The sequence below is a fragment of the Streptomyces desertarenae genome, from assembly GCF_042681365.1.
Lineage (GTDB): Bacteria > Actinomycetota > Actinomycetes > Streptomycetales > Streptomycetaceae > Streptomyces > Streptomyces desertarenae.
Genome location: NZ_JBHUFU010000004.1, coordinates 20,176 through 33,386 on the forward strand (window position 1 = coordinate 20,176; position 13,211 = coordinate 33,386).

Annotated in this window: 9 protein-coding genes; 6 read left to right on the forward strand and 3 right to left on the reverse strand. The window is 76.1% G+C overall.

Translation table 11 applies throughout. The features are described 5' to 3' along the window. Positions 1-229: 229 nt before the first annotated feature. The gene (locus tag ACFSJS_RS08125; RefSeq protein ID WP_380898379.1) at positions 230-2,287 is read left to right on the forward strand and encodes an N-acetylmuramoyl-L-alanine amidase; all 2,058 of its coding nucleotides are present in this window, start codon (positions 230-232) and stop codon (positions 2,285-2,287) included. Positions 2,288-2,348: 61 nt separating this feature from the next. On the opposite strand, the gene ACFSJS_RS08130 is transcribed toward ACFSJS_RS08125, so the two are convergent. After that, positions 2,349-2,846, reverse strand: coding sequence for a glycosyltransferase family protein (locus ACFSJS_RS08130; protein ID WP_380898381.1), 498 nt, complete (start codon positions 2,844-2,846; stop codon positions 2,349-2,351). 101 nt (positions 2,847-2,947) lie between these two features. After that, complete coding sequence (locus ACFSJS_RS08135) at positions 2,948-5,788, reverse strand: ATP-binding protein (RefSeq protein ID WP_380898383.1); 2,841 nt, start codon at positions 5,786-5,788, stop codon at positions 2,948-2,950. 293 nt (positions 5,789-6,081) lie between these two features. Here ACFSJS_RS08135 and ACFSJS_RS08140 point away from each other — a divergent pair, with 293 nt between their 5' ends. The 3 genes from ACFSJS_RS08140 (at position 6,082) to ACFSJS_RS08150 (ending at position 9,996) form a co-directional block, all read left to right on the forward strand. Further along, a complete protein-coding gene (locus ACFSJS_RS08140) occupies positions 6,082-7,158 on the forward strand; it encodes an isoafricanol synthase (RefSeq protein WP_380898385.1) in 1,077 nt (358 codons plus the stop codon). Between the two features lie 53 nt (positions 7,159-7,211). Continuing rightward, positions 7,212-7,949 (forward strand): leucine-rich repeat domain-containing protein, encoded by a 738-nt coding sequence (locus ACFSJS_RS08145; protein WP_380898387.1) that lies wholly within the window; start codon positions 7,212-7,214, stop codon positions 7,947-7,949. A 190-nt stretch (positions 7,950-8,139) separates the two neighbouring features. Beyond that, positions 8,140-9,996, forward strand: a complete 1,857-nt coding sequence (locus ACFSJS_RS08150; RefSeq protein ID WP_380898390.1) for a serine hydrolase — start codon at positions 8,140-8,142, stop codon at positions 9,994-9,996. Positions 9,997-10,209: 213 nt separating this feature from the next. Here the strand turns inward: ACFSJS_RS08150 and ACFSJS_RS08155 are convergent, their stop codons facing one another. Continuing rightward, a complete protein-coding gene (locus ACFSJS_RS08155; protein WP_380898392.1) occupies positions 10,210-11,670 on the reverse strand; it encodes a serine/threonine-protein kinase in 1,461 nt (486 codons plus the stop codon). Positions 11,671-11,905: 235 nt separating this feature from the next. On the opposite strand from ACFSJS_RS08155, the gene ACFSJS_RS08160 reads away from it, so the two are divergent. Both ACFSJS_RS08160 and ACFSJS_RS08165 read left to right on the forward strand, forming a co-directional pair. After that, positions 11,906-12,658, forward strand: coding sequence for a phosphodiesterase (locus ACFSJS_RS08160; protein ID WP_380898394.1), 753 nt, complete (start codon positions 11,906-11,908; stop codon positions 12,656-12,658). Between the two features lie 83 nt (positions 12,659-12,741). Then, the gene (locus ACFSJS_RS08165) at positions 12,742-13,200 is read left to right on the forward strand and encodes a DUF4383 domain-containing protein (RefSeq protein WP_380898397.1); all 459 of its coding nucleotides are present in this window, start codon (positions 12,742-12,744) and stop codon (positions 13,198-13,200) included. Positions 13,201-13,211 lie beyond the last annotated feature (11 nt).

The following is a 13,211-nucleotide window of genomic DNA, read 5'->3' on the forward strand; positions in this document are numbered from 1 at the left end:
TCCGCGGCCCACCCGGCGCCGTGGTGCCCCGGTGGGCCGCGGAGGCGCCACCGGGCTGGACCTGTGACGCGCCCCAGGCCGGGGGGCCGTCCGGGGGAAAGCCCGCGAAGACGGCTCTGACGTGCGAGTACTTGCTCCCCGCGCGTCGTTGACGGATCGTCGGGCGGCCGGTACCCCTGTGGGGCAGTCCCTCCCGCGCCACCGCGGGAACTCCCCCCTGGAGGCCGTCTTGCCGACTCCCGTCCCCACCGGCCCACCGCCCCGACCGTCCCGCTCCCCGCGCGCACCGCACGGCCCCGCCCGCCCGTCCCGCCGGGGGGCGGGCCTCCGGCGCCCGCTGCGCACGCTCACCGCCGCCGGAGCCGCCGCCCTGCTGCTGGCCCTCCTCCCGGCGGGTCCGCCGGCCGGTGCCGGGGAGTCCGACCCCGTCTCGCTCCAGCGGGCGTTCGCCCGTGCCGCCGACCGCCACGGGGTGCCCGAGAGCATCCTGCTGGGCGTGTCCTACCTCCAGTCCCGCTGGGACGGCCACCGCGGCGCGCCCAGCGTCGCGGGCGGCTACGGTCCGATGCACCTGACCGACCTGCGCACCGCCCTGGCCCGGGAGCGGCCGCACCACGGCCACGGCGCGGAGGACCCGCGCGGCGACACCGCCCGCGGAACCAGGGAGGTGCACGTCGAACTCCCCGACCCCAAGGAGCTGCCCGGGCGGCTGCGCACCCTGGAACGGGCCGCCGAGCTGACCGGGCTGGGCGAGGAGGAACTGCGCACCGACCCGGCGGCCAACATCGAGGGCGGCGCGGCCCTGCTGGCCGCCGCGCAGAAGGAGCTCGGGCTGCCGCCGAGCGACGATCCCGCCGAGTGGTACGGAGCCGTGGCCCGCTATCCGGGCTCCTCCGACGCCGGCGCCGCGGAGGTCTTCGCCGACGAGGTCTTCGCCGTGATCCGCGAAGGCGGGCGGCGCACCACGGACTCCGGGCAGGTCGTGGTGCTGGAGGGCGTTCCGGACCTGGCCCCGGACACCTCGCAGCCGACCGGACCCGACTCGCGGACCCCGGCCTCCGGGCGCGACGGACGCGTGGAGTGCCCGAGGTCCGTCTCGTGCGCGTGGATCCCGGCGCCGTACGAGGAGTACTCCGACCCCGACGGCTCGCCGAACTACGGCAACCACGACAGGGCGGACCGCCCCGAGTCGCAGCGGATCGACTACATCGTGGTCCACGACACCGAGGCGACCTGGGACACCACGCTGAAGCTGGTGCAGAACCCCCGGTACGTCTCCTGGCACTACTCCCTGCGCTCCTCCGACGGCCACATCGCCCAGCACGTCCCGCTGAAGGACGTGGGCTGGCACGCGGGCAACTGGTACGTCAACGCCAAGTCGATCGGCCTGGAGCACGAGGGCTTCCTGACCGCGCCCGACGCCTGGTACACGGAGGCGATGTACCGCACCTCGGCGCGGCTGGTGAGGCACCTGGCCCACAGGTACGGCATCCCGCTGGACCGGCAGCACATCCTCGGGCACGACAACGTGCCGGGCGTGACGGCGGCCGCCGTCCCCGGGATGCACACCGACCCCGGCCCGTACTGGGACTGGCGGCACTACTTCACGCTGCTGGGCGCGCCCTTCCACCCCACGGCCGGCCCGGACTCGGAGCTGGTGACCATCCGGCCCGACTACGACGAGCACAAGCCGGTCTACACCCGCTGCGACACCTCCGGCCTGCCCTGCCCGCCGCACGGGTCGAGCGCGGTGCGGCTGCACACCGAACCGAGCCCCGACGCACCGCTGGTGAGGGACGCCGGGCTGCGGCCGGGCGGCGGTGACTCCACCACCGGCGTCAACGACACCGGCGCCCGCGCCACGACCGGCCAGCAGTACGCGGTGGCCGAGCGCCGGGGCGCGTGGACGGCGATCTGGTACCTCGGCCAGAAGGCGTGGTTCCACAACCCCGCCGACGGGCCGACCGCGGTCGGCTCCCGCGGCTGGGTGGTCACTCCGCGGGAGGGCGTCGCACCGGTGCCCGTCTACGGCCGCGCCTACCCGGAGGCGTCCGCCTATCCCGAGGGCGTCCCGGCGCAGGCGATCTCGCCGCTGCCGTACGCGGTGGGGGCGGGCCAGGCGTACGCGCTGGGGCTGCGGACGAAGGGCGAGTACTACCACGCCAAGACCTTCGACCCCGCGCACCACGTGGTGGTGCGGGGCGAGGAGGAGTACTACCAGATCCAGCTCGGGCACCGGGTGGCGTTCGTCAGGGCCGCCGACGTCACGGTGCGCCGGGCGGGCTGACACCGGCCGCGCCCCGGCCCCGGCACGGCGGCGCCGTGCCGGGGCCGGGGCGCGGGTGCGCCTAGCGCTGGAACATCTCCGCGGGCAGCGGCTTCAGCAGCTGGTACAGGTCCTCGGTGATCGGCCGGTCCCAGCTGGCGATGGTGACCAGCACGCCGTCGCTGCGGTCGAACTGGACGCAGGAGATCCTGGTCTCGGAGCAGATGATCCGCCGCACGATGAGGAGGTTGTCCTCCAGCATCACCGGGCTCTCCTCCGTCCCGGTGACGGTGACCTCCTCGTCGTTCTCCAGGGCCGCCATGAGCTGCGCCACCTCGAAGGGCACCTGGCCCTCGGCGGTCTCGCGGGCCGGTGAGCCCTCCGGGAGGTTGCCGATGATCATCGCCGGTCCGCGGCCGCCGAACAGGTCGTAGCGCAGGAAGACGCCCTGGCAGCTGCCGTCCGGCGCGGGCAGCAGTCCGGCCCCGAGGTTGCCCGGCCAGTCGCCCGGGTCCATGGCCAGCACGTCGAAGTCGGGTCCGGCGGGGGTGGGGGCGCTGCGGCGGCGGAGAAAGGACATGCGGCCATGGTACGGGGCCCGCCCCGGCGCGCGGGTGGGCATCCGCGCCCTGCCGTGCCCGCCCCGGGCCCGTCCCCGGCGCCGCCGGCCCGTCCCGTCCCCTACCCCTGCCCCAGGGCCCTGGCCAGACCGGACCGGTCGGTGCCGAGCTTGCGGTAGACCGTGGACAGCAGCCGGGTCACGGCCTGCCCCGGCACGCGCATCTCCCGGGCGACCTCCTCGTCGGCCAGACCGCGTGCGACGTGCTCGGCGGCGGTGCGCTCGCGGCCGGTCAGGGCCTCGTTCTGGGCGTACCGCAGCTCCAGGGGGCGCAGTCCGGCGGCGGTCAGCTCCTCGCGCGCCCGCGCGGCCAGTGCGTCGGCGCCGCAGTGCACGGCCGTCTCCAGACCCCGGTAGAGCTGGTCGGCGGCCTCCTGCGGCAGTCCGGCACGGCGCAGCGCGGCACCGTGGTCGACCAGCGCGCGGGCCAGTTCGTAGGCGGCCGGGGAACGCTCCAGGTGGTCGACGGCCTCCCGCAGCAGCTCCGTCCGGTCCGCGCCGGCGGCGGTCTCGGCGGCGCACCGCAGCGCCTGGCCCACCGCGGAGGCGGCGCCGAACTGGCGGGCGCGCGCCACCGACTGCGCCGCCAGGTCCGCCGCCCGCTGCGGGGCGTCCTCCGCGACCGCGAGCGCGAGGTGCTGCTGCCAGGGGCACCAGGAGGGGTTGCGCATGCCGCGCCGGTCCAGACGCCGGCCGGCGCCGGCCAGTTCGTGCTCCGCGTCCCGCCTGCGGCCGCAGGCCAGCAGCAACTCCCCGTGGACGGCCTGGGCGTCGGGGTAGACGACGGCGCCGGGGACGGCGGTGCCGTACCGGTAGCGCTCGGCGACCTCCAGGGCCTCCCCGGGGCGTCCGCGCGCCAGCAGGGTCTGCACCAGGGTGCCGATCGCGGCGAGCTGCGCGGGGGCGCCGGACCCCACCCGGTCGGCGATCCGCAGCCCCTCGCGCACCAGGCCCTCGGCTTCGGCCAGCCGGCCGCGGCGGTAGCGGATGTAGCCCAGGAGGGTGAAGCCGAAGGCCAGGTGGGAGCCGCGCCAGCCCTTGCGCTCGCACTCGGCGATGCCCTCGGCGAAGACGGCCTCGGCCCGTCCGGGCTGGTCGCAGTAGAGGAACGTCAGGGCGGCCATGACGGGCACCTCGAAGCCCCAGTCCTCGTCCGTCCAGCTCAGACCGGAGCCCAGAGCCTCGTCGGCGAAGTACAGGGCGGTGGCCGCCGGCTCGCCGCGCACCACCGCGTCCCAGGCGCGCAGGGCGAGGATGTACCGCTCGGCCATGCCGCGGCCGGACAGGTGGCCGGCGATCCTGGCCAGGCGGCGCGAGCGGGCGGGCGAATCGGGCTCGTCGGCGCGGAAGGCGTTCCACATGAACTGCTCGGCCAGCATCCGCAGCCGGGTGCGGGCACTGGTGGCCCGCCGCGCCTCCTCGGCGACGAGGGCGGCGGCCTCCGCCATCCGGCCGCTGTGGCCCAGGGCCTGGGCCAGCCGGCAGGTGACGGCCTCGCGCAGCTCCGGTTCCAGTCCGGGCTCCTCCAGGGCGGCGCGCAGGTGACCGACCGTGGCGGCGGGCCGGATGAGCAGGCCCGAGCGGCCCAGTTCGAACAGGACGCGCGCCCGTTCGCCCGGTCCGGGCGGCTCGCGCAGGGCACGCTCCAGGCAGCGCTGCGCCGCTTCGGGGGCTCCGGCGCGCAGGTGCTCGGCGGCGGCCTCGCGCAGGGTGGCGACGACCCGCGGGTCACCGTCGGGGTGCACCTCCAGCAGGTGGCGGGCGGCGGCCGCGGCGCCGTGCCCCGCCTCGGCGACGACCGCCGCCGCCTGGCCGTGGAGGGCGACGCGCAGGGCGGCCGGGACGGCCCGGTGGACGGCGGAGGCTATCAGCGGGTGGAAGAACCGCAGCGGCTCGCCCTCCTCCGTCCCGCCGGCCAGGATGCGGGCCGCGTGCAGCCGGGCGCGGGCCTCGGCGGCCTCCTCGGGACCCAGGCCGGCGACGTCCGCGGCCAGGGCCGGCGACGTCTCGGTGCCCAGGACCGCCGCGGCCCAGGCCAGCCGCACGGCGCAGGGGCCCAGGCGGTCCAGGCGCTCGACCAGGCCGCTGCCCCGGACGGTGGTGGCCAGGTCGCGCAGTTCGGCGATGTTCTCGTGCCGGGGCTCGAGGCGGCGGTCGGCGACCTTGGCGGTCAACTCGACGACCTCGAAGGGGTTGCCGCAGGTGACCGTCCAGCACTCGTGGCAGAACGCGTCGTCCGCGTCCTCGCCGAGGGTGCCGCGCACCAGCCGGGCGACCGCCTGCGGAGTGAGGGCCACCAGCTCGAAGGGGCGCGAACCGTGCCGGGTGGCGAGCGCCTGGAAGGGGGTGGTGCGGTGGGAGCGCTCGTCGGGCCGGTAGGCGACGGCCATCAGCATCGGCAGCTCCTCGACGCGGGGCGCGAAGGAGGTCAGCCAGGCGAGGGACTCGGCGTCGATCCAGTGGGCGTCGTCGAGGAGCACCACCACGGGGCGGTTGCGCACGGCGAAGCGCGTGACCACCCAGTCGAGCCCGTCGCGGACGCCCTGGGGATCGGGCGAGCCGCCCCCTCCGGGGGCCACCAGGCCGACGGCCGGGGCCACGATGTCGTACCAGCCGCCCAGCAGCCGGCGGTGCTCCTCCTCGCCGACCGCGGCGAGGAGGGGCTGGACGAGCTGGCGGACGGTGTGGAAGGGCAGCTCCTGCTCCTGCTCGCCGCCCCGGGCCGACAGCACCGTGTAGCCGCGGGCCGCCGCGCGCCTGCGCACCTCGGCCAGGAGGGAGGTCTTGCCGAGCCCCGCGGGCCCGGCGAAGGCCAGCAGGCTCCCGGTGCCCGCGGCCAGTTCCGCCAACGCTCCGTCCAGTGCCCTGAGTTCGGACTCCCGCTCGAACATCGCCCGGTGCATTCGCCCCTGCTCTTCGTCCGCCGCATCGGTTGCCGCGCCGCTGTTCCACTGGCAGTTGCCGCCGAGCGTACGCCAGCGCGAACCGGCTGTGGCTCCCTGGGGCGATTTCCCGCCGAGAAGAACATCACCTCAGCTCACGGGCCTGCACGCCGTCCCGCGCCTCCCGCGCACGCCGGGGTGGGGAAACGGTCCTCTCCCTTGACCGGCAACCCCCGGTGGCCAAAGGTGACTTGAATATGCGTCAGGCACCCCGCCCCCAGCATGCCATCGCTCGCCGAGGGAGGCTCCGCTCCATGCCGCACACCACCACTCCAGAGGGACCCGCTCCCCGCAGCCCGCTCGCCCACCGGACGGCGCTGCTGGAGATACCCTTCGCCGGCGCGATCAGCTCCGACGTCGAGGAGGCCCGGCTGCACACCCTGTGCTGGCTCCGCGACTTCGGTCTGCTCCGGGACGGCTCCGACCTCCGGGAGTACGACGCCCTGCGGCTGGAGCGGGCCATGGCCCGCTTCTACCCCCGCGCCCGGGGCGAGGACCTGGCCCTGGCCACCGACGTCAACGGCTGGTTCTTCGTCTTCGACGACCAGTTCGACGGGGAGCTGGGGCAGCGGCCGGACGCCGTCGCCCGCCTGCTGGACTCCCTGGTGCGGGTCATGGACGGGGACGCCCCCTCCGCCGGCGCGGAAGCGGGCCCGCTGGTGGAGGGCTTCCGCGACCTGTGGCGCCGCGTCAACGACGGGATGGGCCCGCTGTGGCGGCACCGCTTCCGGGAGCACTGGCACGGCTACCTGCTCGCCCATCACCGCGAGGCGCTGAACCGCTCCGGGGACGCCCTGCCCGGCATCGACGAGTACCTGGCGGCCAGGCGGCACTCCATCGGCATCCAGCCCTGCCTGGACCTGGCCGAGCGCTTCGGCCGGTACACCCTGCCGCGGGAGCTGCACGAGGGCTTCCCGCTGCGGGAGATGCGGCGGATCACCGACGAGGTGGCGATCTTCGTCAACGACATCGTCTCGCTGGACAAGGAACTGGCCGTCGGCGACGTGAACAACGCCGTCATCCTCCTGGCCCGCGGCACGGGCCGCTCCGTCCGGGAGTGCGTGCCGGAGGTGTGCGCCGCCGCCAACGGACGGGTCGCGCGCTTCCTGGAGCACGCCGCGCTCCTGTCCGCCCGGCTGGAGGGCACCGGGACGCCCGGGGCCGTGCGGGCGCAGGTGGCGGACTACGTGGACGGCATGCGCAACGTGATGCGCGGCAACCTCGACTGGTCTCTGGAGAGCCGGCGCTACGACGACGCCGGGGTCGCCGCCGTCAGCGGCGGGCGCCGCCGGCCGTGGGCCGGCCTGCCGGTCCCGGTGGAGGCCGGCTGACGGGCCGCCGGGCACCGGACCGGGCGCGGACGCGGACGGTACGGTGCGCCGTCATGGACACCGAAGCCGCGGAGCCCGCGGCGAACCTGTGGCGGGCGGGCCTGGAACGCGTCCCCGACGCGGTGTGGCGGCGCGAGGACCTGCGCGTGCTGATCCTCGCCGGGAACGGCCTCACCTCGATCCCGCCGGACATCGGCCGGCTGCGGCGGCTGCACACCCTCGACCTGGGCCACAACGCCCTCACCGCGCTGCCGGAGGAGATCGGGGAGCTGACCGCCCTGAGCCGCTGCCTGTACCTGCACGACAACCGGCTCACCGCGCTGCCCCGTTCGCTGGGACGACTGCACCGCTTGACCTACCTCAACGTCGGCGACAATCCGGTGGAGGCGCTGCCGGAGGAGATCGGCGGGCTGGTCCGCCTGGTCGAACTGCGGGCGCAGCGGTGCCGGCTGCGCGAGCTGCCCGCCTCACTCGGGCGGCTCACCGCGCTGCGCGAACTGTGGCTGCGCGGCAACGCCCTCACCGCGCTGCCCCCCGGCCTGTCCCGGCTGCGGGAACTGCGGGAGCTGGACCTGCGCGACAACGCCCTGGCGGAGGTGCCGGGGGTGCTGCGCGGGCTGCCCCTGCTGCGCCGCCTGGACCTGCGCGGCAATCCGCTGCGCGCGGTACCGCCGTGGGTGGCGCGGGAGCTGCCCGCCCTGGAGCGGCTGGATTTGCGCTGGACGGGCGTGCGTCCCGCCCCGGAACCGGTGGGCGAACTGGAGCGGAGGGGCTGCGTGGTGCACCGCTGACCGCTCCGCCGGCCGTACCGTCCCGGGCCCGGCGCGGAAGGCCCCCCGGCACGTCCGCGGGCGCCGGGGCGCCGCACCGCCTGCGGGACGGCTCCGGCCGTGCCGCAGGGGTTGACAGGTGGCACGCTCTGGAAGAGAGTTCCGGCATTTTCCTGATCAGCTGAAAGATTCTTCCCGAGGGAGTCGCGGCATGACGGATTGCGCACGGGGTTCGGCACCGGGCTCAGCGGCACGGCCGGAGCCGGACCCGGCGGCACGCGCCGCCGGGGAACGGGGCATCGGGCGGCGGCAGCTCGGCCTGCGGGCCCTGGCGCTCGGCGGCGGCCTGGTGCTGGCCTCGGCGCCCGCCGCCGGGGCCGGCGCCCGGTGCCCGCACGCCCCCGCCCCCGGCGGCGCCCCGGTGCTGCGCCGGGGGCCGGCCCGGCGCGCCGGGCTGCTGGGGGAGCACCTGGAGCTCCTGGTGGAGGAGGCGCGGGCCTTCCTCGGCCCCTCCCCCGAGCACCCCTGGTACGCGGGCGCGGTGCTGCTGGCCGGACGCGGCGGCACGGTCGCCCTCCACGAGGCCATCGGCCACGCGGTGCGCTACTCCGGCTACGACGAGACCACCGACACGGGCGTCGAGCTCCCCGCCGGGCAGCAGGTCCCGGCGACCCCCGGGACGGTCTACGACCTCGCCTCCGTCTCCAAGCTGTTCACCGCGATCCTGGCCGTCCGGCAGATCGAGCGCGGCGCCCTGGACCTGGAGGCCCCCGCCGCCGCCCACCTGCCCGAGTTCGGCGCCGAGGGCAAGGAGGGCATCACCCTGCGGCACCTGCTCACCCACACCTCCGGGCTGGCCGCCTGGATCCCGCTGTACGCCGAGCCCACCCGCGCCGACCGGCTGCGGAGACTGTGGCGCGAGAAGCCCCTGGACCCGCCCGGCACGGTCTACCGCTACTCCGACCTGAACCTGATCACCCTCCAGCTGGTGCTGGAGAAGGTCACCGGCAAGACCCTGGACGTGCTGCTGCGCGAGGACGTCACCGAACCGCTGGGCATGCGGTGGACCCGCTACAATCCGCCCGCCTCCTGGAAACCGCGCATCGCCGCCACCGAGGACGCCCGCCGCCCCTGGTCCGGTCTGGACCGCGGCATGGTGCACGGCGAGGTCCACGACGAGAACGCCCACTCCTTCGGCGGGGTGGCCGGCCACGCCGGGGTCTTCTCCTGCGCCTGGGACCTGGCGGTGCTGTGCCGCACCCTGCTCAACGGCGGGGCGTACGGCCGTGCCCGGATCCTGTCGGAGGAGTCGGTGGACCTGCTCTTCCACGACTTCAACACCGACTTCCCCGGCAACGAGCACGGGCTGGGCTTCGAGCTGTACCAGCACTGGTTCATGGGGGCCATGGCCACCCCGCACTCGGCCGGGCACACCGGTTTCACCGGCACCTGCCTGGTGCTGGACCCGACCACCGACACCTTCCTGGTGCTGCTGGGCAACTCCGTCCACCCGGTGCGCACCTGGCGCTCGGGCAGTGCTCCGCGCGTGGCCGCCGCGACCCGCCTGGCCCGCGCCGTGCCGGTGCGTCCCGCCCACGGGAGCCGGGCGTGGTTCTCGGGGATGGCCGGCGGCGCCTCCGCCACCCTCACCCTGCCCGAGGTGACGCCGCGCGGCGCGGACGCGCGGCTGCGCTTCGCGCTGTGGTGGGACACCGAACGCGCGTGGGACGTGCTGCACCTGGAGGCGTCCGGCGACGGCGGGGCGACCTGGCAGCCGGTGCCCTTCACCACCGTCCGGCCCGGCGGGGAGCCGGTGGAGCGCGCCGACGGCACCGTGTACGGCTACTCGGGGCGCGTCTGGCACCGGGCCTCCGCGGAACTGGGCGGCCTGCGCGGCCGGCCGGTACGGCTGCGCTGGCGGTACGCCACGGACGGCCGCTACGCGGGACGCGGCGCGTACGTCGACGGCATCCGGATCGAGGACGGCGAGGACGTGCTGTTCGACGACTCCCGCCGAAGGGACGCGGGCCGCGTCGCGGCCGACGGCTGGACCGCCTCGTCCGACTGAGGGCTCCCTCCCGGCCGGGCCCCGCGGCCGAGGCCGTGCCCGGCCGGACGGAGCGCGGTCGCGGGCGGCGCCGGAAGGCCCCCCCCGCCGAGCGCCGCCGTCGCCGCGTCGTGCCCGGACCCGCCGCTCCCGCCAACGCCCCGAACGGCGCCCGAGCCGCACGGCAGCACGCCGGGACGGGTGACCCCGCACGCCGGCGGCCGGCCCGTCCCCTCAGCAGCCGCCGCCTCCGCGCTCCCGCCCCGGCACCGCCACCTCGCGGTACAGCTCGGCCGCCTCGGCGCTGCGGCCGAGCCGCTCCAGGCAGTGGGCCTCGTCGTTCCGGCTGGCCAGCGCGTCGGGGTGGTCGGGTCCCAGGACGCGGGCACGGGCGCGGGCGACCCGGCGGCAGACCTCCAGGGCCTCCTCCCAGCGGCCCAGCCGCCCCAGCGCCCGGGCCAGTTCGTGGCGGCTGGCGAGGGTGTCGGGGTGGTCGGCTCCCAGCACCCGCTCGCGGTCGTCGGCGACCGCGCGGTGCGCCCGTCCGGCCTCGTCCCAGCGGCCCAGACGGCCCAGGCTCAGCCCGGCGCTGTGCCGGCTGGCGAACACCGCGAGCAGCTCCGGTGAGGGGTGCGGCGGCCGCGGCGCGTCGGCGGCGGGGCCCGTCCAGGTGCCGTCCAGGGCGCCGGGGTAGCCCGGGGAGGCCGGAGAGGCCGGGTGCGCGGCCCAGCCCGTGACGGCCTTGGCCCCGGTGGTCATCCCGCGGGTCCACGCGGGCAGCCGGCGGGCCGTCCGCGGCGGGGTCGGCGCCCCGGCGGACCCGCCCGGTCCGGAGCCCGAGACGGCACGGCGTACCCCGGCGGCGCGGCGGAGGAGCTCGGCGGCGTCCTCCGGCCGCTCGTCGGGGTCCTTCGCCAGCAGGTCGAGGACGAGCCGGTCGAGGCCGGCGGGCAGGTCGGGGCGCAGCTCGCGCGGCGGCCGGGGCTCGGTCTCGCGGTGGCCGACGAGGATGCCCCAGGTGTCCTCCCGGTCGAAGGGCGGCGCCCCGGTGGTGATCTCGTACAGCACGCAGCCCAGGGAGTACAGGTCGCTGCGGTGGTCGAGGGGAGCCCCGGCTATCTGCTCCGGCGACATGTAGTGGGGGGTGCCCATGGCCACGCCGGCGCCGCTGAGCCGGGTGGTGAAGCCGGCGTCGTGGCCGAGTCTGGCGACGCCGAAGTCGCATATCTTCACGGTCCCGTCGGCGGTGCGCATCACGTTGGCGGGCTTCAGGTCGCGGTGCACGATGCCCTGGTCGTGGGTGTAGGCGAGGGCCGCGGCGACCTGCTCGGTGATGTCGAGGACGTCGGGCACGGGCAGCGGCCGGCCGCCGTCCGCCTCCATCAGCTGGCTGAGGTTGTGGCCCTCCAGCAGCTCCATCACCAGGTAGAGCACCCCGTCGTGCTCGCCGAAGTCGTGGACCACGGTCACCCCGCGGTGCTGGAGGGAGGCCGCGACCCGCGCCTCGCGGCGGAACCGCTCGCGCATCGCCCGCACCGCGGACGGCTCGGTCTGCCGCCCCAGCGGCTTGAGGCACTTGACGGCGACGGTCCGGCCCAGCGACTCGTCGTACGACCGCCACACCTGGCCCATGCCGCCGCGCCCGACGACGTCCAGCAGCCGGTACCGGCCCTGGAGCAGTGTCCTCTCCCTCATCCCGCGCCGCCGCCCCCTCCCGCCTGCTGCCGCCCCCCGGCCCGCCCAGTATGGGGCCTCGCCCGATCGGGTGGTAAGGCGGTGGATCCGTGTCGGAGTGTGCCGGTTGCGCACCGGGGCGCCGACCGGCCGCGGTGTGCGCGGGTTTCGTCTCCCGCGCAGCGGCAACTGGGAGCGGGAACGGCCGGACGGCCCGGCGGGACCGGACGAACGGCCGGACGGAACAGGAGGGGCGATGTCGGGATCCCTGCGCGCGCTCGGCACCCGGACCGGCTTCCGGTGGCTGGCCCGGATGCGCCGCGCCCCCGCCTTCCACCCCGAGGGCCTCGGCTGCACCGGCGAGCTGGTGATGCCGGGGCTGTCCGGAAAACCCTGGGGCGTGCCATGGCTGGACGGGCTCGGCCGGTACGAGTGCGCGGTGCGGCTGTCGCGGGGCGCCGGCCTGCCGCCGCCGCTGCCCGACTGGCTGGGACTCGCCGTCCGGGTGCAGGACGCGGGCGGGCCGGGGCACTCCCTGGACCTGCTGCTGACCGGCAGCTCCCGCCTGCCGGTGCTGCGCCACCTGCCGCTGCCGCGCGGCGACGCGCTGGGCGGCCCGTACAGCACCCTGCTGACCTACCGGGTCGGGGGGCGGGGCATGGTGCTGGCCGCCTTCCCCCGCCGCCGGCTGCGTCCGGTCCACGGCAGCCCCGGCCCCCTGCGGAGGGCGCTGGAGCGGGGGCCGCTGGTGTTCGACCTGCGGGCGGCCGAGCCGCTGGGACGGTGGCGGACCTTCGCGGTGCTCACCGTCCGCTCGCCGCTGCCCGCCCCCACCCGCTCCACCCCGGGCTTCGACGTCTACCGCAACAGCCTGCCCGGCCTGGAGCCGGGACCGGGGCTGGCGACGGTGCGGCCCGCGGCGTACGAGGGGTCGCGGGAGGGCCGCTCCCGCGCGTCCGGAGGGCTCGGAACCCACGGCACGCCGGGGTCCGGAACGTCCGACACCTGAGGTTCCGTCATCCGGGCCGTTTCCGTCCCGGTTCGGCGGGTACTTCGAACCGGCCGGTAATCGATCACAGGGAGATGATGACGATGGCCAACACGGGTCAGGGCACGGCGGGAACGGCTCACCGATCCCCGCTGATCACCGCGGCCAAGGTGGTGTCGGCGGTGTTCATCCTCGTGGGCATCCTGGGGTTCATCCCCGGGATCACCACGAACTTCGGCGACATGGGGTTCGCCGGACACCACTCGGACGCCAAGCTGCTCGGCCTGTTCCAGGTGTCCGTCCTGCACAACCTAGTGCACCTCGCCTTCGGCATCGTCGGCCTGGCGATGGCCCGCAGCGCCTCCGGCGCCAAGGCGTTCCTGATCGGCGGCGGCCTGATCTACCTGCTGCTGTGGCTCTACGGTCTGATCATCGACAAGGACAGCGGTGCGAACTTCGTCCCGCTGAACGCGGCCGACGACTGGCTCCACTTCCTGCTGGGCCTGGGCATGATCGGCCTCGGTGCCCTCCTGGGCGGTCGCGGACGCGCCGCCAGGACCTGAACCGGCACCCG